Source organism: Streptomyces sp. NPDC005141, assembly GCF_053599975.1.
Window position 1 is genome coordinate 61,443 of record NZ_JBSFYW010000018.1, and the last position, 19,929, is coordinate 81,371.

Genomic DNA, 19,929 nt, shown 5'->3' on the forward strand with positions numbered 1-19,929 from the left:
CCGGGTCTCGCCGCCAGGCTGGTGGCGAGTGCGAGTGGTGGAGGAAGCGGGTGCCTCGATGGGCGCCCGCCATGACAAGCTGTGCTTTCCACTGCCCCGTCCCAGGAGGTCACCATGGCTACAGAGTCTGCATCGCCCGAAGAGCCGGTTGACGGCGAGAGCGGTTCCCTCGCACCCGACGATGACGGTCAGGACGAGTTGAAGCGCAAGTTTCGGGAGGCTCTGGCGCGCAAGCGTGGTCTGCAGGCGGACGCCACTGACCTCACTGCGAGCACCAAGAAGTCGAAGGTCCACGGCGCGCACGGCCCGGCCGCGAGTCAGCGGTCGTTCCGTCGAAAGAGCGGCGGCTGAGTCCCGATAGTCGGAGTTCGCCGCGAGTTGGCTGTGGGTCCTCGTCCTCGGCGGCCTGGTCCTGTGGTGGCGCCGGCAGCGCGGAACCCGGACCGCACGGCGTCTGCTGCTGCCCGACCGGGCCGCGAAGAAGGAGGTACGGCGCACTCGGAGCCGGCACGCCACAACGGGACTGTGGCTCGCGCTCGGTCTGCTGGCCCTATCCACGACCGGTCTGACCTGGACCGCCACGGCTCCGCCACGCCGGCCACAACCACCCCCTCCGACGGCTGACGGTTACGCCCGAACTGCCGGATGACGTGGGCGTCGACGTCTCCGCGGCAGTCGGCAGCGTGGCGCCGGGCTTGAGGACGTGCTCTAGCCCTGGATGAGTCGCCCGGCGCGGCCCGCCTCGTCCTCCTGGACGAGGCCGGGCCGTGTGCCGAGGAGCTGCCACCGTGTGATGGCACCGTCCGGGCGGTCAAGACTGGCCTTGGACAACGCTGCTTCGATCCGGCTGCGGACTTCGGCCTCAACCGCGGGTTCGGCTGCGAACAGCACTCGTAGTCGCACCTCGTCGCCTGAGCGCTCCGCGGCGGTGTGGTGCGGAGCGAGCGGGCACGGCGGCTCGTGTTCCCAGTGCCCGCAGAGCGCGACGGTGATGGCCGCTCCTGGGGCTCTCACATCACCGCCCGCTTCCATGATCACGACCGCCTCGTGGACGAATGCTTCGCGCACTGATCTAGTGTCCACCCGATTCGGTAGCGCGTGCATGGTCGAGCCATGGCCGGGCGGGGCTACCCGCCATTCACTTTCGCGCCGTTCACCGCGGCGTCCAGGTCCAGTGGTGTGGAGGTGGGGTTGGGTGGGGGGTTGAGGACGACCTGGGGCTGGCCGGGCGCCGGGTTCGGTGGGGTCATGTCGGAGCTGGGGAGCTTGGGCGGGGTGGTCTGGTTGAAGACCGTGGTGTCGAAGTCGACGAGGCCGGTCTTCTCCATCACGGTGATGTGGTCGAGCACCGTGTTGTTCGCCTGATCGGCCAGGGCGCGGATCAGTGTGTTCTTGGTGGTCGAGCGGACCTTGGCGATCGCGTTGAAGATCGAGCCGTGGGTCATTCGCAGGATGTTGGCGAAGTCGGTGTCGAACTGCTGCCCCGACTCTGCCTTCAGCTGGGTGACGAAACCTTCCTGCTGCGGGCTTGCCACGTTGGGCAGCGTGATGTTCAGCATGGGTGCGATCTTGCGGCAGCTGGTGTCCAGGGCGGCGTGCCCGTCGACGAGGTGCTGGCTCGCGGTCTTGACGGCCTTGCTCTGTCCCTTCTGCAGGCCGATCAGGCCGAGCGGGTGCTCCCACAGGCCGGCCGCGCGCACCTTGACCACGAAGTCCCGTTCGCCTTCCGTCAGCGGTCCCCACTGTGTGTTGGCGATGATCCGGTCGTTCGAGGTCGACACGGTGTCCAGGCCGAGCATCGCCGGGTAGGCGAGAGCGGCGAGTGTCAGCGTTAGAGCACCACCCACGAAAAGTGTTCCGATCACATTGCGCGAACGCTGCACCGTTCCTCCTGCCTGTCGGCTTGTCGCCGATCTGTCGTCGCCTGGTCGGGGCGGCCGAAGAGGAGTACGTACGGGGAGCCATTCGGACTCAGCGGACCGTGCGAAAAATTCATGGACGGCACACAGGATGAGCCTGGGACCAGTCCAAGCCGTGCCTGGGTCGCTGAGCCGGCTCAGCATGCGCCGCTGACGGTCTTCTCCGGGCTGTTGTCAGCGCACGGACGATCACACGGACCATTACTGCTCATGGATGGCGCATCCACTGTCCCGGAAAGGGGTTACCCGTCTGGGCGACCCTCTGTCACTTGGGTGCACCGACGCCTGACGGCCGAGTTGGCGACCGCCCCCGACTGCGCTCTTGTCGCATGATTTGTCCCGGACGGGGCTATTGACTTCTGTCCGGCGGGGGCGTTGTGACGAACGGGATGTTCGGGTTGTGGCAGCGGGGTCGTGGCATGCGGTGTGGTGCCGGCATGTGGTGCAGGCGAACGGGCGGGTGACGGCGCGCCTGGCAGGGCTGGCCTGAGGAGCAGGAACCTGCTGGCCCGACGAACTGCGACCCCGGGCGAGGGCCCGGGACCGGGCGGGTTCGGGCCCTCACATCGTGCCTGTGCTGGGGGAGCCGCTGCGCTGGACCTGTTCAACGACTCCCACCGTTACCGGATGCGGGTGGGCACGCGCGCCTCCGTTGCCTGGTCACTTTTCGTAGGGCACGGGCCCGCCGGTGTAGGCGTCGAGCAGCAGGCGCTCGCCGACGGGGCGGTCCAGTTTCACCGTCACCTTTTTGGCGAGCAGGATTGCTGTGCAGGGGCCGTCGGAGCGGCCGCGGATCCAGCCGGACAGGACCACGCTGCCCGTCGTCTCGAGCACGTCGACCACAGGGCCCTTGTCGCAGGAGCCGTGATGGGCGCGCAGCGTGACGCTCCGTCCGTCCTGCGAGATGGAGACCAGGCCGCCCAGGGGCCACAGATCATCGGACGGCAGCGTCAGGGACTTGATCGGAGACTTGGGAGGTTTCGCCGGTCCGGCGACCGCGACGCGGGTGAGCGGGGTGTCGTACCCCTTGAGCGTGAAGTGCCAGGCGGGCACGGTCGCCTGGCCCCGGCTGGTGAGGAGGGTCGTCTCGCCGAGCCGCGCTCCGGTGACGACAAGGGCGGATCCTGTGCCCTTGCCTTGAGTGAACCGCTCGTACGAGGTGTGTGCGGAGTCGACCGACACAGTCAGGGAGCCACCGGCGCGCCAGTGGATCTCGCCCTTCTTCTCCGTGGAGTCGGGGAGCTTGCCGCGCAGTGTGAAGTTCCCGCTCAGGTATGCGCGTTTGTCGGCGCCGTTGTGGAAGGCGCCCTCGGGCAGCCGGACGGGATCCCCCAGTGGGAAGTATCCCTCCCGCCAGGTTTTCGCGGCCTGGGAGCCGTTCCACGCCTCGGAGACTTGGTGGGCGCGCTCGGTGCGTTCCCGGTTGTCGCTGCCGACCTGCACCGCCGTTCCGGTGCCGCAGGCTGTGGCTCCCGCAGCTCCCGCAGCTCCCGTGACGAGCAGGGCGATTGTCGCGAGCGGCCGGCGCAGTCTGATTCCTCGCATGGTTCCCCCCAGGACGGACGGCATGGTGGACGGACCCGCCACCGAAACTGTGACGCCTCGGCCCAGGGGATCGTTCACCGGCCGCGGCCGGGCGGGGCCCTACGAGTCGCCGGGTGATCAGCTGACGTGGGCTGCCTTGCTGATGGCGGTGCCGTTGGTGTGACCGGTGCGCTTGGCCGCGACCTTCACGGTGATGTCGCGCGAGCGGTCACTTGAGGTGAGTTGGTAGGTGGACTGGGTCGCGCCGGGGATGGTGGCCATGCCGACCGACCCTGGTGATGAGTTTTCGCGCCCGCACCCGTCACACCTACGAGGGGATACGACGAGGCGGAAGGATGACGTGATGAGTGCGGACAGGCTGCTGGAGGAGCTGGGCGTGAGCGGGCTGGGCGAGGTCGACGAGCCGGCGTTCTCGGGGCTGGCGGAGCGGCACCGCCGGGAGCTGCACGTGCACTGCTACCGGATGCTCGGGTCGTTCGAGGACGCCGAGGACACCGTGCAGGAGACGTTCCTCCGTGCCTGGCGGCGGCGGGAGACCTTCGAGGGGCGGTCGACGTTCCGGGCCTGGCTGTACCGGATCGCCACCAACGCCTGCCTGGACCTGCTCGCCAAACGCCGCCCGGAGCCCGCGACCGGCGGCGAGGTGCTGTGGCTGCAGCCCTACCCGGACCGGCTGCTCGACGAGCTGCCCGCGGGAGACGCGGACGAGCCGGAGGCCGTCGCCGTCGCGCGGGAGACGATCGAGCTGGCGTACCTGGTCGCAGTCCAGCACCTCGCGCCGCGTCCTCGGGCCGTGCTGATCCTGCGGGACGTGCTCGGCTGGCCGGCGAAGGACGTCGCGGAGCTCCTCGGGGACTCCGTCAACTCCGTGAACAGCGCGCTGCAGCGGGCCCGCGCCGGCATGCGTGAGCACCTGCCCGCCGAGCGGCAGGACTGGACCGGCGGCGAACAGGACGCCGGGACGCGCGAGCTGGTGCGCCGCTATACCGACGCCAGCGTGGCCACGGACGTCGACGCGCTCGCCGCGCTGCTGCGGGACGACGTCCGCTGCTCGATGCCGCCCACGCCGGGCCTGTACGTCGGCCGCGACGCGGTGGTGAACGACTGGGTCGAGAGCGGCTTCGAGGGCATGAAGGGCCTGCGCGCCGTTCTTACCTCCGTGAACCGGCAGCCCGCCGTCGCCTTCTACCTCTGGCGGAAGCGGGAGGGCGCGTACCTGCCGCTGACGATCGACGTCCTGCGCGTCACGAGCGGGGCGATCACCGAGATCGTCACGTTCCACGACGATCAGTTCCCGAGGCTCGGGCTATCGGAGCGCCTGCCGGCGGACGGCACGGAGTAGTCCCGGTGTGGACGCTCGCACTGCGCGGTGGCGCGCGTGCCGCGGTGGTCGCGGCGGAGTGGTGCGACGCGTTCGGCGTCGTCACCCGCGGGCGGGTGCAGCTGGAGCTGCGCGACGGCGAGCCCGGGCCGGTCCTCGGGCGCGGCGCCGGGTTCTGGCTCCGCGGCACCGGCGTCCGCGCCCTGCGGAACCCCGGCCGTCGCACGGCGAGGGTGCGCGTCGTCACCCCCAGGGCCAGGACCGTCACACGCCAGTCAACCCACCCCGTAAGCCAGTTGCCGAATGATGGAGGAACGACATGAACAGCATGAATGACACCGGGGTCGGCGCAGGCCCGGCATCGGGCCGGACCAGCCACACCCATCGACTCCGCGGGCTCGCCGGCACCGGCTTCCTTGCCACGCTCGCAGCGATGGTGGCCACCACCCTCGCCGCTGCGCTTGCCCAGGCCGTTGGCGTCGACTTCGAGGTTCCCGATGGTGGCGAGACGATCCCGCTGTCCGGGTTCGCCGTGGTGACCGGCTTCTTCTCGGTCGTGGGCATCGTCATTGCCGTCGCTCTTCTTCGTTGGAGCGCTCGCCCCGCCGAGCGATTCGTGTGGACGGCAGTGTCGCTGACCGTGATCTCGTTGGTTCCGCCCCTCCTCTCCGGGGCGAACACCGCCACCACCGCCGCCCTCCTCGGGCTCCACCTCGTCCCTGCGACGGTGATGATCCCCACCCTGGCGCGGAGCCTGCGCACCCGGACCGATTGACGATCCCGCAATGGGACACCGCGCGGTGCAAGGGCTTGCGCCGCGCGCACCAACGTGGCCCCCCGTTGCTGCCACCCTCCATTCCAGGTTCCTTTTCTTGGTCAACTCGAAAGCTGAGTCGCGTGTGCGAAGGCGCACAGGGCGCCTTGCGGGCTGAAGACCACACGCCATCCGCTTCGGACGGGGCGCACCGGGTACCCCGGTCGCGTTCACCCTGGCCGACCTCGCCGTCGCGCGCCTCACACGTCGATTCGGCCCCTGCGCGGCGGCTCGAGCCGGGATCTGGCCCTCTCGGGTCGACGTCAGGCTGCCGCTCTTCCCCAGGCCGCATGAGCCGGCTGATGGCACTGAGAACGAGGCACGATTCCCGGACCGCTCGCGGACGCGGTCGTGGACGGTCGAAGTACGCGTCAGCTGACCCGAAGACCGACCGCCAGCGTCAGTTCAAGGACCCGCTGTGGCGATGCGAGATCCGGAAACACCTCCCGCAGCTGCGACATCCGGTACCGGACCGTCTGGGGATGGACGAACAACGCCGCCGCCACCTCGTCCCGCCTGCCCTGGTGCAGCAGCCACGCCCGCAACGTCTCCTCCAGCCGCCGTGCGGTCGCGACAGGCAAGGTCCGCAACGGTGCGAGGGCTCGGGCACGCAGGTCCGCGAACGCGTCCGCGTCAGCGCTCAGCACCAGCTCGGGCAGGTGGTCCTCGGTGTCGCGAATATCAGAGGAGAGGGAGCGCGCGCGTACGGCTCGTGCGTACGAGGCGGACGCACGAGTCCATGGCCGGGCCGGGCCGACCACGGCGGTGCGGTCGGTCAGCTGCCGCAAGAGATGTGATCGGTCGGCATCGGGGACGAGCAGCACACCGGTGGCATCCGGCAGGTCGTCGAGGACGAGGGTGCCCGGGTCGAGCGCGCGGTAGGCGGGCCGGGCCTGGGCGGCGGGCAGCAGGACCGCGGTCAGCGAAGCCGGAGGCTGCCACCCGGCCCGTTGAACAGAAGCCAGCAGCACGTCCGGGCTCGCGCCGGCGAGGAGGTCGCGGGCCAGGTGCTCCAGGTGGCGCTCGTGATCCCTGCCCCGGGCGGCAAGTTCGTCGGCGTGGCCCGCGGCGCTCGCGGCGGAGAGCTCGTCGATGTAGGCGAAGGTCAGCTCGGCGAACTTGGCGACCTCGGCGGCGGGCAGACCCGCGGGTACGGCACCCGCTGCCAGGCATCGCCAGGCCACGCGGGCGCCGACGCGGTAGGCGCTGAGCAGGGCGTCCATCGAACGGCCGTCGCGGACCTCGCCGCGGCCCAGCTCGTAGGCTGCGTCACCGCCGTCGCCGCCCGTGGCGTTCCCGCTCGCGAGGTCCAGGTAGTGCCCCAGGGCGGTGCGGACGGCTCGGCGGATGGTGGCGCCCATGTGGCCCGAGAGGGCGTTGGCGTAGGAAGGGACCTCGTCGATGATCGCCTGTACGACCTCGTCGGCGGTGGCCTTCAGCGCGGCCCGGAGTGCGGTGACCGTCGTCTCGTCCAGGGCCAGTTCGCTGGCCCTACGGATTGCATGGTTCACGTTTTTGTTCCCTGCGAACAATTCAGCCGACCAGATTTACGTCCTGCGGTCAGGACTTTACGCCTTGAGGCGCAGCAAGCTGGAGTCATGACGAGTGCAGCCCTCCGCAGCAGGGCGTGGAAACTGCTGGAGATGGTCACGACGCCGCTGCTGCCGTCGGACTACCTCGACCTGGTCAGCCCGCTGCGTGCGGGCGCTGACCTGCGTGGGCGTATCGAGGCCGTGCACCCCGAGACGGGTGACGCCGCGACCATCGTGATCAGGCCGGGACGGGGCTGGCGCGGCCACACAGCCGGTCAGTACGTGCGGATCGGGGTCGACGTCGACGGGGTGCGCCTGTGGCGTGCCTACTCCGTCACCTCGCCGACAAACCGCCAGGACGGCCGCGTCACGATCACCGTGAAGGCGATCCCGGACGGCAAGGTCAGCAACCACCTGGTCCGCAGGGCGAAACCGGGCACGCTGATCCAGCTCGACCAGCCGACCGGTGACTTCGTGCTGCCGCAGGCCAAGCCCGCCAAGGTGCTCTACCTGACGGCCGGCAGCGGCATCACGCCCGTGATGGGCATGCTGCGCGACATCGAGTTCGACGACGTCGTCATGGTCCACTGCGCGCCACAGCCGCGAGACGTGATCTTCCGCAACGAACTGCACGACCTGGTCGCGGACAAGAAGCTGCGGCTCACCGAGGTGCACACCGACACGGACGGCATGCTCGACATCGCCCGTCTCGACGAACTCGTGCCCGACTGGGCCGAGCGCGAGACCTGGGCTTGCGGGCCCGCGGGCCTGCTCGACGCCGCCGAAGAGCACTGGACCGAGCACGGCGTACAAGAGCGCCTGCACACCGAACGCTTCCGCCCCAGCATCGTCGTCGCCGGCGACGGCGGCGAGGTCACGTTCAGCGCCACCGGCAAGACCGTCGACGCGGACGGCGCCACGCCGTTGCTGGACATCGGCGAGGAGGCCGGCGTGCTCATGCCCTCCGGGTGCCGGATGGGCATCTGCTTCGGTTGCGTCACTCCGCTCAAGGCGGGCGCCGTCCGCGACCTGCGCACCGGCGAGATCACCGAGGCCGAGCCGGGCGTCCTCATCCAGACCTGCGTGTCCGCCGCGGCGGGCCCCTGCGACATCGAACGGTAGGAGCACCTTGACCGCCATCGACCCCACCGCCCACCTGACCGCGGAGCAGATCGAGGAGCTCGGCCGCGAGCTGGACGCGATCCGCGACGAGGTGATCGCCGGCCGCGGCGAGAAGGACGCCGCCTACATCCGCAGGGTCATCTCGGCGCAGCGCAAGCTCGAGCTGGTCAGCAGGGGCGTGCTGCTGTTCTCGATCTTCCCGCCCGCGTGGCTGCTCGGCACCGCCGGGCTGTCCGTGGCGAAGATCATGGACAACATGGAGATCGGCCACAACATCCTGCACGGCCAGTGGGACTGGATGCGGGACCCGAAGATCCACTCCACCACCTGGGAGTGGGATCACGTCTCGCCGTCCGAGCAGTGGAAGCACTCGCACAACGAGCTGCACCACACGTACACCAACGTGATCGGCAAGGACAACGACCTCGGCTACGGCATCATGCGCGTCGACGAGGACCAGAAGTGGCACCCGTTCCACCTCGGCCAGCCGCTGTGGAACTTCATCAACGCCTGCTTCTTCGAGTACGGCATCGCGGCGTACGACCTGGAGCTCGGCAAGAACCTGCACAAGCGCCGCCGCAAGAACCCGGAGTTCCGCGAGCGGGCCAAGGCCGTGGGCCGCAAGATCCGCAAACAGGTGCTCAAGGACTACGTGATCCACCCGCTGCTGTCGGGCCCGTCGTTCCTCCCCACGCTCGCCGCCACGTTCACCGCGAACCTGGTCCGCAACATCTGGACCCACTCGGTGATCATGTGCGGGCACTTCCCCGAGGGCGTACAGGTCTTCGAGCGCCGGTCGATCAGGGGCGAGACGCGCGGCCAGTGGTACCTGCGCCAGATGATGGGCTCGGCGAACATCAGCGGCAGCAAGGCCATGCACTTCATGAGCGGCAACCTGTCGCACCAGATCGAGCACCACCTGTTCCCGGACCTGCCGAGCAACCGGTACGCCGAGGTCGCGGTGAAGGTGCGCGCGCTGTTCGAGAAGTACGAGCTGGAGTACGTCACCGGGCCGCTGCCCAAGCAGGTGTTCTCCGCGTGGCACAAGGTCTTCCGGCTCTCGCTGCCGAACAAGAAGCCCAAGGTCAAGACACCGGACCGCGAGCAGGAGCTCGTCGCGGCCTGATTCCCGGTATTGGGTCAGATCTTTCGGCCGTACCGGCGGCACGGCCGGGTTCGGTGAGATCCGTTGCGGACGGTGGGCGGCCGCGACATCAGACCGTACGACACTAGATCCGGGCAGCCCGGTGTCCGGCTGCGCTGCCTGGACGTGCGCCAGGAGCCCAGCACACAGCCCCCGGCGAGGTGTTGTAGTGCGCTGACCTGCCGTGGTCGGGCCGGGTAGTCGGGTGCGTACGCGCACTCGGTTTGCCGACGGGCGGGCTGGGTGGAAGGCATGGGCTGTGGCGTGGACACTGCCGGAACCGGTGCTCGCCGCCCCTGTGTCCGACCCTGCGCTGCTGCCGGGGTGGGCGGGTGAGCCGAAGCAAGACAGGTGGCAGGCCCTGGTTGCGGCAGTCCTTCCGGCAGCATTCAACGCGTCACAGGGAGGGAGGCCACGGTGCCACCCTGGCCTAGAGCTTCGCGCAGGATGGCGTTCTCCGCTTCGAGTTCGGCGTTCCGCAGGCTCAGCGTCTGGATGTGGTTGGCGTAGGCGGCGATGGTGGCGCGTGTCTCCCGCTGCTCGCGGGAGCGGCCAAGTGCATGATCGGAAGCTCGGGTCGGCTGTACGCCCCCTTTTCGAGGCTCCCGCAGCATGCTGGTCGGCCCGGCAGATCGTGGAGTCCACAGACACGGTCCAGCCCGCATCGTCACCCGCGTCCGCGGCCGCCAGCACAGCGAAAACGATCCGCTGTTCCATCGACTGATCGTCGCGCAGCGCCCGGCCGTTTTCGGACGAGGTGAGCTCCGTGGGCCGTCACCGTACGGCAGTGGCCCGGGGATTGACCTCACAGCGATCGATCTCGTCCACGGGTGCGCTGACAACGGCCACCCGGACCCTCGCTTTGCTCTTCGCAGACACCAGCACCTGGTTGTAGGTCTCGCTCATGGTGAAGCCGTGCGCGTCCTTGTAGCTGATTCTCACGCCGAAGAGGCCCTGCCGCCCGTTCGGATTCCTGACCTCGACGATCGCGTCCGGGTCGTCCGTGTCCGCGCAGTGTGTGAGCACGGCGGTGCCGTCCTTCAGAGGCCGGACGGCAGCGACGGAGGGGGACGCCGTGGGGGTGGAACGCTCGGTTGGCCGCGAACGCTGCGTGCCGCCGCTTTCACCGCTACTCGGCCCGGAGTCGGCACTGGCGGCGCCGACCGTGCTGCCAGACCTTGCCGTTGGCGCAGGCCGCGGAGTGGACTTCACTTTGCCCGACTTCGTAGCACCGCATCCGGACAAAGCTATGACTGCCGCCAAAACCACTCCGGCAGTCATGTGCAACCGCTTGATCACATCACTCTTTCGAAGAACGGAGCCGCAGGATCGATTCCAGGACGGCTGCGCTGATCAGCGCGTGCAGAGGCTACCAGCGGGCGGAGATCCGGAACCGGCCGCCGTGAGGCGACAACGTGATCATCACGGTCTCGGCCGATCCGTTCACACGTCCGCGGGGAAGGGACCCCGTCGGGGCGGCACTGACTCCGCCCTTGGGGTATGCCCGGCCCGACCGTTCCGTCGTAGCCGTTGGCCGTACTCGTCGAAGTCCACGAGCCACGGCCACCGGCCTCACGCGGCCTTCCTTCAGCATGCTCAGAAATGCGCATTCGGAATGTCACCGGCTGACGGGACACAGCTGCGGCAAGGCCACGAAGGTGAGCGGGATCGCGCTCCCAGGCCACTTGCCTCGCGGAAGTCCAGCTCAGTGCCTGGGCCGGGCCTCGTCCGGGGAGGACCCCCTACTGCCGAAGCAGGGACCGATCGCACGTGCTGGGCTACAGGGGCTTCGCATCGCTAAGAATCGTCCCTGGTTCGTGCGGCCGCCCATAGAGCGATCCGGGTGCGTGAGCGCAGGCCCAGTTTGTCGCGGACCTTGTCCAGGTGAGAGGCGACAGTACGCTCCGAAAGACCCAACCGTGCGGCGATCTGGCGGTTGGTCAGCCCCTCGGCGACGAGCTCGGCGACCATGAACTCCCGGCCCGTGAGCGGGAACTGGTCAACCACGACCACCGTGGCGTCAGACGCCGAGCGAGGGTAGCCGCTCCCTCTCCGCAGGGCGTATGCGACGAGCCGGTCCCCCCGCAGTCTCCGGCCACCGCTGACAGCAGCGTCCTGCGCAGCTGCCGACAGGCCGGCCCGCGCACGAGCTGCGGTCAGTTCCACGCGTCGGCGCCACGGGTCCTCCGGCTCGGTGTCCAGCCGACGGCGTGCCTGCGCGCTCGCCTCGTACAAACGCAGGGCCCGCCGCAAGTCACCGCTCTCGGCGGCCACGAGAGCCAGTCCCTCGACCGGGTACAGCGCGTGGAAGCTTGCTTCGGGGACGATCCGGAGCACTTCCCCGAACAGTTCCTCGGCGTTGTCCAGACGGCCCAGGGACAGCCGTACGGCGCCGGCGGTGTGCAGGGCGGCGGCAGCCCGGCTCCAATGCCCATGCGCCCTGAGCACCGGGAGACAGCGAGCCATGAGCAAGTCGGCCTCGGCCTCCTCGCCCGCCTGGAGCAGGGCCCAAGCCAGGTGATGGGTGCACCATGCGGTGTCCTCCCGTCGGCCGAGCGTGGCGACGACACGCAGGCAATCGCGCAGGTCCGCGACGGCGGCGGCGAATTCACCGCGGCACAGCCGTGCCGCCGCCCGCGCGTCCAGGGCATTGGCGAGCCCGGCGGGGTGGTCACGCGTGCGTTCCTGGGCTACCGCCTGCTCACCGAGGCGTAGCGCTGCGGCCAGGTCGCTCTGCTGGCAGGCGACCCGGGTGGCGAGTGCCGCTACCGCGCCGCCGAGGGCAGGCCCGGCAGGTAGCCGCAGAAGTCCGTCCAGCAGCGAGCGGGCGGCCGAAGGCTGTTCATACTGGTAGTACACGCGGGCCAGCTCCAGGGCGAGCCGGTTGCGCGAGGGGTTATCGGCGCCGCCGGTGCCGGCCAGGGCCGCCGCGAGATTGTCCCGTTCGCCGGTGAGCGGCCCACCGGCCTGGTCGGCGAACACCTCGCCACCTGCCCGTTCCGCGAGGCTGTTCAGCCAGTCGAGAGACCGTCGCCGTACGGCCTCCAGCTCGCCCGACACGATCAGACGCTCCATGGCGCAGGCGCGAACGGCGTTCAGCTGCCGGAACCGCGCGGGGTGATCGTTGCCCGGCAGCCGTACGATCAGCGACTTGGCCTCAAGTGCGCACAAGATGCCGAGGATGTGGCGTGGGGCGACGCCGCTGCCGGCGCAGACCGCCTCGGCGGCCCCCGTGTCAAATCCCCCGACGAGCACCGCGAGGCGCCGGAAGACCACCTGTTCCGTCGGCTCGAGCAGCCGATGGCTCCAGTCGATCGCGGCGGTCAGTCCGTTGTGACGACGGGGACCTGTCCGGCTTCCGTCGGTCAGAAGCGGCAGCTGGAACAGCCGGTCGTCCAGTCCGGCGAGGATGTCGCCCAGTGGGAGCGTGCCCACGCGTCGCGCCGCGAGTTCGATGCCGAGTGTGAGGCCGTCCAACCGGCGGCATATCTCGGCAACAGTCGCAGCGTTGCCACGCCAGAGGGTGAAGCCGGGCGCACGGCTGGCGGCGCGTTCGACGAACAGGCGGACGGCGTCCGAGCGCAGGAGGGCGGTGGGGTCGTCCCCGGTGCTGGTCGGTGGCAGTGACAGCTCGCCGACCCGGAACACGGTCTCTCCGGGAACCCGCAGCGCTTCCCGGCTGGTGGCCAGGATCCGCAACCGGGGGCAGTGGCTCAGCAGGGTCGCGGCCAGCCGAGCGCACGGCTCCGCCAGATGCTCGCAGTTGTCCAGGATCACAAGCCGGGAGGTGTTGCTGATCGCACGGACCAGAGCGTCGGTGCCGGATCGCCCCGCTCGCTCGCCCACGCCCAGCGCGGTGGCCACGGACTGTGCGAGCGGAGCGTCGTCGTGCAGCGAGTCGAGTTCGATCAGATCGATTCGCGCGTAGCGTTCAGGCAGCCCTTTGGCGAACTCCAGCGCCAGCCGCGTCTTGCCGACGCCGCCGGCACCGGTCAGCGTGAGCAAGCGCGATGTTCTCAGCAGGGTGCGCAGGACGGAGAGTTCCTGTCGTCGCCCGACGAAGGAGTCGAGCGCTTGCGGCAGCCCGAGACCCGAATCAGGAGGGGAGGCATCCGGTGAAGTTGATTGTCCCCTTCTGGAGCCTTTGTGCATCGTGCGTTGTCTGTACGCCCGTTGTCGGCACGCATTGGAGCAGTACCGAGCCGGCCGACCGCCGTGTGGTCCGGCGGTCAGCGCCGCTCCGCATAACTCGCATGTCCTGTACCGGGTCATCCCCGATTCCTGGCCGCGGGCTTCCTGGGCGAAACCATCCGGTCTCATCGGCTCGGCGGCCCGAGAGGGTGCGTCAGGGCGTTGCGGCGGGATTGACACCGAGTATGACGGTGCCAACCACTCCCTTGCCGAGGTCGCTGCCGGCCTGGGTGACGCTCAGCAGGGTCGAGGACCCGCCGTTGCGGTATATGCCGTCCCTTGCGTTGAGCGTGCGGGTGGCCGTGTTGTTCCGGTAGGGGGTCAAGGCGGCGATCCTGGTGTTGTACGCCTCGGGGAAGTAGAGCTGGCCCGTGTGGGAGACGTGGCCTCCGTGGTAGGTCCCGTTGGACACGGTTCCGCCGGCGTGGGTCTTGATGTGGATGTGGAGTGCGCGGCCGACGTACCAGCCGGGATAGACGGTCGTGAACTCCGCGACGCCGGCGGAGTCGGTCAACTGCACGCCTCGCAGGAATGTGGTGTCCGGTGTTGAGCCGCCCGCGACATAGCCGGAGTAGACACCGAGCGCGTCGCACTGCCAGATGTCGACTGCCGTGTTGGGCAACGGGAAGCAGGTCGCGATGTCAACGACCGTCACGCGGAGGGTGAGTGGGACGCCCGCCTTGCCCTCGGTGATGTTCTTGCGGACCGTCTCGAGGTCCAGATAGTAGGGACCTTCGGTCTGTTCGGGCGTCAGAACGCAGGCAGCTGCCAGTCCGGCGGCGGCCTGAGGCGTGTCGCCCGGGGCCGCGGCTACTGCCCGCGAAGCCGGGATTCCGAGAGCGGCCACGCCGAGGGCTGCGCCACCCAGGGTGGCGAGGATGGATCTGCGGGTGGCGTCGGTCTGCTCCGCAGGTTCGTGGTGGGGGGTTTCAGTCATGCCGCCACGATGACCGGTGCAGCGGCCTACTGGATCGGTCGGACAACCGATGAATCGGGCGCGTTACGAAACCCCGCGCCGCCCGGATCCGCCCTGCCCGGGGAGCAGTCAGGCCCTGCTGCTTCCCGGCACGGACGACTTCGTCGAAGCCAGCCCGCTTCAGGCGGCCGGCGTGGGTCTGGGCCGACAGCGGCTACACCGGCCACCTCGCCGACTGGACCACCCGGCACCTCGGAATCGTCCTCGAAGTCGTCCGCCGCCGCCAGGACGTCCACAGCTTCCGGGGGTTCTCGTCTACGCGGTAACCGCACCTACCGGGGGCGTGCACACACCTGACAGAGGAGCTGGTGAAGCCACCGCAGTGGGGGTGGATTCGCAATCCTGGGCCTGGATTCTTTGGGCTGTCTGAGCGGTAGTTGTCCGGTGGTTGCCACCGACAGCAACACCGCCCGGCAGGCCACTCGGCGGTGTGAGGAGTGTCAGGCTTCGTCGGCGGGACGACGAAGTTCCATGCGACGGTCGGTTGGCTGTGGAGTCAACACGGTTGACTGTGAAATCACCAGGAGGGCGCGTTGTAGAACCAGATCTCCGCGTCTGGGCGATGCAGCCGGGCTCGAGTGTCTCGGGTGAGTGCGTGGTCCCGGCCGAGCGCGGCCTCACAATCGGCGAGCAAGGTGCGGAATGCCGCGACGGCGTCTGTGATCTGCCCCGAGTGCGCGGTCCACAGGGCTCGTTGGTGCCGGGCGGCCAGCGCGAGGGCGTCGTGAGAGCCGAGCGCTCGGGCCGTGTCCTCGACGAGCAGGGCGAGGAGGTCGAGTGCCTCGGCCTTCCGGCCGGCAGCGCCGGTCTGGCCGGCGTGCTGGAGACGGACCGCGAACGTCATCGGATGGCCGTCGCCGTAGGCTACTCTCCGGGCCTCGATCACCTCGGACAGCACGTCCAGTGCCGCTTCCTCCTCGCCGGTCCGCCGGAGGACATGGGCAAGGTTCCAGCGGGCGTCCCGGGTAAGGCCGTCGTACGGGCCCAGCAGCCGCTGCGCGTCGTCGACCAACTCGCGCCATAGGTGAACGGCGTCTGCGAGGTGACCACCCAGCATCGTCCAAGCCGCGACTTCGAAGCGGCAGCTCAGGGTGCTGGGGTGAGAGGCGCCGAGGGCGCGCACGGAGCGCTCTGCGGCAGTGAGCGCCAGGGCCAGGGCCTCCTCGGGACGATCGCAGTGGCCGGTCCAGCGGGCCAGGCTCAGCGCCATCTCCACTGTCTGCGGGTGATCCTCGCCGTACCGGCGAACCGCCTCCTCGTACAGTTCCGCGGCCAGGGCGAGGGCCTCGCGCGGGTCTCCGGACGCTCCGCTCCACCACGCCAGCGACGACCGCAATGCGAACAGTACGTCGGGGTCGGTGTCCGGCAGTGCGGAGTCCAGGGCCGTATGCAGCAGCCGACACGCCTCCTCGAACCGCAGCGCGTCCCCCTGCACGCGCGCCAGACCCACAGCTGCCGCACGAACGCCCAGTCCCCACGCCCGCTGGAAGGCGCCCTGGGCGATCACGGGCTCGGCCCAGCTCAGCGCCGCCCACCCGAGGTCCTCGCACAACGCGGGATCCGCCGCCGCGATCAGCAGACCCCAGGTGCCTTCCAGGATCGCTGTGAACTCAGGCGCGGTGTCGATGGCGTCGGCGAGGTAGTCGAAAACGTAGTAGTGGTCCTCCGTCGCGTGGTGGGGGAGCAACAGACTGCTCGTGGCGAAGAACGGTGTCGTCGCCCAATCGAGTGCCGCATCCCAGCTCTCGGGCCGGAGCACCGGGCCGCCCCGAGCGGCGAGGTGCTCCTCGTGGAGTTCCCGCAGCAGCGCCACGGGCAACGGCCGGTGCCAGCCGGCGCGCCGTGCCTCCACGGCTGCGGCGACCAGCGCGGCCCCGCGTACGTGATCGCCCTCCGGAGCCCAGGCATCCTGCCAGGCCGCGAACAGTTGGGGACCGGCGGCCAGGAACTCGGCTATGCCGTAGCGTCCGGCGCTGTCCACGGCCTGGGCGATGCGCTCGTCCTGCCACCCCCACTCCCGAGCCCGGGCCACCTCCCCTTCCGCCCACCGCCGTTCCAGCCGTATCTCGTGCGCCTTGGCCAGGACTTGCAGCCCCGCGCCCAAGCCACGCGCGCCGTCACGGCTCTCCGGTGCCCCTGCAGTCCGTACGTCCGTGAAGCGAGCCCGCTCATGAGCCCTGATCGTGGCCACGATGACAACGCCGTCGCGGCCGGTGAGTTCGCGCAGCAGGGACAGCGTCAGACCGCCGGTCCCCAGGTAGCGCTCGACGTCGTCCAGCCAGACCACGGACCGGTGCGGCCGCCGCGACGCGGCCACCGCGGCCCTGACCGACGCGGGCTCGGCGGGATCCGGTACGACGAACTCCGCGTCCGGAAGGACCGCTCTCACCGCTTCGAACGCCGTCCGGGACTTGCCCGCGGTCGACTCGCCGACAACGAGGACGAAGCGGTGGGCACGCAGGGCCTCTTCGATGTCGTCGCTGCGGTCGCGCCGCACGAAGGGCGGCACCCGGGCAGCGGCAGAACCGGAGCAGGCCGCTCCGGCCGTCGGCGCAGCCGGATGGACGCCGATCTCGATCAGATCCTCGACATCCGCGACACGCGGCAGCCTTCCGCGATCGTCCACCAAGAGCCGGCTCTTGACTTCGGTGCTCTGGCGTACTCCCTCCTCGACGAGGTGATGCCCTCGCTGCGTCAGCGCAGCTCCCACGGCAGCTCCCACGGCAACCACCGCTCCGCCCACCACTCCCGGCAGCAGCCGGGACACCCAGGACAGCGTCGACACCCCGATGGCCACGCCGATCACCAGCCACCAGCCGCCCGGCCGATTCCCCCAAGCCTTCATGACTTCATGAGAGCACTGGCTGTCAGAGCGTGGCTACCAAGTGTCCCCGCTCGGAAAACGAGGACCTACGAGGCGGCCAAGAGCCACGGGACACCCCCGTCCTGGTCGATCGTCAGCCAGGTACCGCTCGCCGACTCGGCACAGCCCAATTCCAAGAAGTGGACACCGACGCGCTCTTCAGCGACGTGGTGCCACTGAAGTTTGGCCACCGCACAAGTCTCTTCCAACCTGACGGGTCTGCTGAACGATCGGGTGACATCTGAACTGGCTTGCCCCGTGGGGCGAGTGGGAAAGATGTGGCTGCGCCCAAGCTTGTGACGCTGTCGAAGTGGATGCGTCGCGCGGACATCGACGACGGTGGGAAGCCCGTGACGAGCACGAAGGAGAACGCGGAACTGAGTGTTGCGCGGCAGCTGATCAAGCGGGGATTCACAGTGAGAGCCGCTGCTCTCAACGAGGCGGCAGCCCAGTCATTTTCCCAGGTCAGCCACACGGGTTCGCCGTCAAATGATCGCAGCCGTCCAAGTCGAGAGGTTCGTGTCGGGAGCAGTAGCGACAGCCATGGCCATCCGCGTGGCAGCCGCACGCGGCCGTGGCCGGCTGCCGACGACAAGGTGAGTCTGCGACCTGGCTCGCCTCGGTACGCGTGCCTCGTGGATCGTTCTCGATCACTACACGGATGAGTCGATTCCCTCGGAAGACCGCAGGAAGGCGCCGGGATTGGCAGACTGTGCGCCACCTGGGGGGAGAGGGGTTGTCGTGCCGGATGAGCTGACGGTCCGCCGGATACTCGGGGACCAGCCGTTCGCCGAGATCGGCCGGCCCGTGTGGGCGGTGACCGACGCGCGTCACGGCTGTGTCATCGCGGCCGGTGACCTCGGGCATGTCATGTGGCGCGGTACGGGCCACTGGCTCGGCCACCGGATCGGCGTGTACGAGGCCGGCACCCTCCGTCCGCGTCATGTCGTTGCCTCCCGCTACTCCGTATGTGCCATCGAACCTCACCCCGAGCTGCCGCTCGTCGCCGTCGGCACCGGCCGCTACGACGGCTCGTGGGACTTTCAGGGACAGCTGCTCCTGCTGCACCTGGAGACGGGGCGCGTGACGAACCTGCTGAGCAAGAGCCGCCAAGTACGCCACCTGCGCTGGCTGGAGGACGGCAGGCTCGCGATGCTGCTCTCCCCCGAGGACAAGGACGGCGGCTTCCGCAAGGGCTTCGAGCTGGCCGTCGCGGCGGACGACTGGCTGTCCGTTCCGGCCGGTCTGGTCGACCCCGACGACACGCGCCATCCGATGGTCGAGAGCGGGCTCCTTTACGACCCGCGTGTGGAGGACACCCTCGCGCGGCTGACGGAGGGCCGGTGGCGGCGGCGGGCGGAGGTGCGGGACCTGGCGGTGCTGGCCGACGGCCGGGTACTCGCCACCGGCCGGCACACGGACCTCGAATGCTGGGATCCGCCGGGCGCGCTGAGGTGGGCTCTTCCTGCGGACGGGGAGGGGAGCGTCCGGGTCGAGGCGGCCCCTGACGACGAGTCGGCGTGGGTGTCGTACCGGGGCTACCGGCGCGACGAGGTGACGGGTCGCCCGGTTGACCGAGCGACCACTGTTCGGCGGATATCGACGGCGGACGGCGGTGCGGTGGACTGCGTGGACGTGCCGTCGGTCCCCACACTGTGCGCCGCGGACGAAGGCTGGCTCGCCCTGCGCCCGCAAGGGCGCGACGCACACGCCGCGCTGCTGCTCGCCCCCACGCACCAGGAGGCGGCACGCCTCGACCTCGTCCCCAGCCGCTCCAACTCCCCGGCGCTGCGCGTCAGACACAGCGCCCGTCTGCTGTATGTGGACAGCCCCGGCCCGGCCGACGACGCGCCGTGGATCCACGCGATCGATCCTCCAGGCGCCCACGGCCCCGCCACGCTGCGCGCCCTCTTCCCCTTGAGCTGGGACCCGGCGTCCGCACTCCAGCCCTGGTACGGCCCCGCCGTCGAGCTGACACACACGCTCGTCCACGCGGGCCGGTCGTACGAACGAGGTGCCACCTACGTGGAAGCCCGCGAGGGCACGTACGTTGTGAGCCGTCGGCTGCCGGACGGAGAGGCACGCTGGGTGTACCGCACCGACAAGCCGCTCGCCGATCTCGACGGCGACGAGCGGAGGATGTACGTCGTGTATCTCACCGGTGAGGTGGAAACCCTGGACACGGCGACGGGCGAGGTGCGAGCCCGGCACACCCTGCGCGCGCACGGCCACCCGGTCACGCCGGTGTCCGCCGCGTACCGGGCGGAGCAACAGCGGCTGGTCGTGGGGACGGTGGACGGACGGATCCTGGACTGCTCGGTCCCGGGTTGACAGGGTCGGTAGAAACCGCCCGCCACGACGATGTGCCGACTACCGGCGGAGTCTCCTCAAGAGGCCTCATCGGACGACCGAAGGGTGAGGGGCCGGCTGGCTGCATCGGACGAGCCACCAGTCAGTGCCCCTCCGCGCGGACACGATCCGCAGTACCCACTGTCAGCGAGG

General features: G+C 69.6%; 17 protein-coding genes and 2 pseudogenes. 8 read left to right on the forward strand and 11 right to left on the reverse strand.

Going from position 1 to position 19,929, the window contains the following annotated elements; all coding sequences use genetic code 11:
- Positions 1-114 precede the first annotated feature (114 nt).
- The gene (locus ACWD68_RS16685) at positions 115-351 is read left to right on the forward strand and encodes a DUF5302 domain-containing protein (protein ID WP_451807158.1); all 237 of its coding nucleotides are present in this window, start codon (positions 115-117) and stop codon (positions 349-351) included.
- A 25-nt stretch (positions 352-376) separates the two neighbouring features.
- A pseudogene (locus ACWD68_RS16690) lies at positions 377-649 on the forward strand (PepSY domain-containing protein); the annotation flags it as partial.
- Positions 650-708: 59 nt separating this feature from the next.
- On the opposite strand, the gene ACWD68_RS16695 reads toward ACWD68_RS16690, so the two are convergent.
- From ACWD68_RS16695 to ACWD68_RS16710, 4 genes are all read right to left on the reverse strand, one after another.
- Positions 709-1,068 (reverse strand): hypothetical protein, encoded by a 360-nt coding sequence (locus ACWD68_RS16695; RefSeq protein WP_451807159.1) that lies wholly within the window; start codon positions 1,066-1,068, stop codon positions 709-711.
- 59 nt (positions 1,069-1,127) lie between these two features.
- The gene (locus ACWD68_RS16700; protein WP_451807226.1) at positions 1,128-1,847 is read right to left on the reverse strand and encodes a DUF4142 domain-containing protein; all 720 of its coding nucleotides are present in this window, start codon (positions 1,845-1,847) and stop codon (positions 1,128-1,130) included.
- A 732-nt stretch (positions 1,848-2,579) separates the two neighbouring features.
- Complete coding sequence (locus ACWD68_RS16705; protein WP_451807160.1) at positions 2,580-3,464, reverse strand: hypothetical protein; 885 nt, start codon at positions 3,462-3,464, stop codon at positions 2,580-2,582.
- A 117-nt stretch (positions 3,465-3,581) separates the two neighbouring features.
- On the reverse strand, positions 3,582-3,725 hold the full coding sequence (locus ACWD68_RS16710; protein ID WP_451807161.1) for a hypothetical protein: 144 nt from the start codon (positions 3,723-3,725) through the stop codon (positions 3,582-3,584).
- An 82-nt stretch (positions 3,726-3,807) separates the two neighbouring features.
- Between ACWD68_RS16710 and ACWD68_RS16715 the strand changes: the two genes are divergently transcribed.
- The 3 genes from ACWD68_RS16715 to ACWD68_RS16725 are packed head-to-tail and all read left to right on the forward strand — an operon-like array spanning position 3,808 to position 5,560.
- Entirely contained in the window at positions 3,808-4,806 is a 999-nt protein-coding gene (locus tag ACWD68_RS16715; protein ID WP_451807162.1) for an RNA polymerase subunit sigma-70, read from the forward strand.
- Between the two features lie 5 nt (positions 4,807-4,811).
- Entirely contained in the window at positions 4,812-5,108 is a 297-nt protein-coding gene (locus ACWD68_RS16720; protein ID WP_451807163.1) for a hypothetical protein, read from the forward strand.
- A gap of 5 nt (positions 5,109-5,113) precedes the next feature.
- Complete coding sequence (locus tag ACWD68_RS16725) at positions 5,114-5,560, forward strand: DUF6069 family protein (protein WP_451807164.1); 447 nt, start codon at positions 5,114-5,116, stop codon at positions 5,558-5,560.
- Positions 5,561-5,970: 410 nt separating this feature from the next.
- On the opposite strand, the gene ACWD68_RS16730 is transcribed toward ACWD68_RS16725, so the two are convergent.
- Positions 5,971-7,110 carry a PucR family transcriptional regulator gene (locus ACWD68_RS16730; protein ID WP_451807165.1) on the reverse strand — a complete coding sequence of 380 codons (1,140 nt, stop codon included), beginning with the start codon at positions 7,108-7,110 and terminating at the stop codon, positions 5,971-5,973.
- A gap of 87 nt (positions 7,111-7,197) precedes the next feature.
- Between ACWD68_RS16730 and ACWD68_RS16735 the strand changes: the two genes are divergently transcribed.
- Both ACWD68_RS16735 and ACWD68_RS16740 read left to right on the forward strand, forming a co-directional pair.
- On the forward strand, positions 7,198-8,253 hold the full coding sequence (locus tag ACWD68_RS16735) for a ferredoxin reductase (protein WP_451807166.1): 1,056 nt from the start codon (positions 7,198-7,200) through the stop codon (positions 8,251-8,253).
- Positions 8,254-8,260: 7 nt separating this feature from the next.
- Positions 8,261-9,379 (forward strand): fatty acid desaturase family protein, encoded by a 1,119-nt coding sequence (locus tag ACWD68_RS16740; RefSeq protein WP_451807167.1) that lies wholly within the window; start codon positions 8,261-8,263, stop codon positions 9,377-9,379.
- A gap of 527 nt (positions 9,380-9,906) precedes the next feature.
- On the opposite strand, the pseudogene ACWD68_RS16745 reads toward ACWD68_RS16740, so the two are convergent.
- The 6 genes and pseudogenes from ACWD68_RS16745 to ACWD68_RS16770 all read right to left on the reverse strand — a co-directional run.
- Positions 9,907-10,108 (reverse strand): annotated as a pseudogene (locus ACWD68_RS16745) (IS5/IS1182 family transposase); the annotation flags it as partial.
- Between the two features lie 63 nt (positions 10,109-10,171).
- Positions 10,172-10,423: a hypothetical protein gene (locus ACWD68_RS16750; protein ID WP_451807168.1), complete on the reverse strand. Its 252-nt coding sequence runs from the start codon at positions 10,421-10,423 to the stop codon at positions 10,172-10,174.
- 771 nt (positions 10,424-11,194) lie between these two features.
- Positions 11,195-13,402, reverse strand: coding sequence for an ATP-binding protein (locus ACWD68_RS16755; protein ID WP_451807169.1), 2,208 nt, complete (start codon positions 13,400-13,402; stop codon positions 11,195-11,197).
- 340 nt (positions 13,403-13,742) lie between these two features.
- A complete protein-coding gene (locus tag ACWD68_RS16760; RefSeq protein WP_451807170.1) occupies positions 13,743-14,525 on the reverse strand; it encodes an intradiol ring-cleavage dioxygenase in 783 nt (260 codons plus the stop codon).
- Between the two features lie 556 nt (positions 14,526-15,081).
- On the reverse strand, positions 15,082-17,409 hold the full coding sequence (locus tag ACWD68_RS16765; RefSeq protein WP_451807171.1) for a tetratricopeptide repeat protein: 2,328 nt from the start codon (positions 17,407-17,409) through the stop codon (positions 15,082-15,084).
- A 65-nt stretch (positions 17,410-17,474) separates the two neighbouring features.
- Positions 17,475-17,618, reverse strand: coding sequence for a hypothetical protein (locus tag ACWD68_RS16770; RefSeq protein WP_451807172.1), 144 nt, complete (start codon positions 17,616-17,618; stop codon positions 17,475-17,477).
- 550 nt (positions 17,619-18,168) lie between these two features.
- Here ACWD68_RS16770 and ACWD68_RS16775 point away from each other — a divergent pair.
- Positions 18,169-19,758, forward strand: coding sequence for a hypothetical protein (locus ACWD68_RS16775; protein ID WP_451807173.1), 1,590 nt, complete (start codon positions 18,169-18,171; stop codon positions 19,756-19,758).
- The last annotated feature ends 171 nt before the right edge of the window (positions 19,759-19,929 follow it).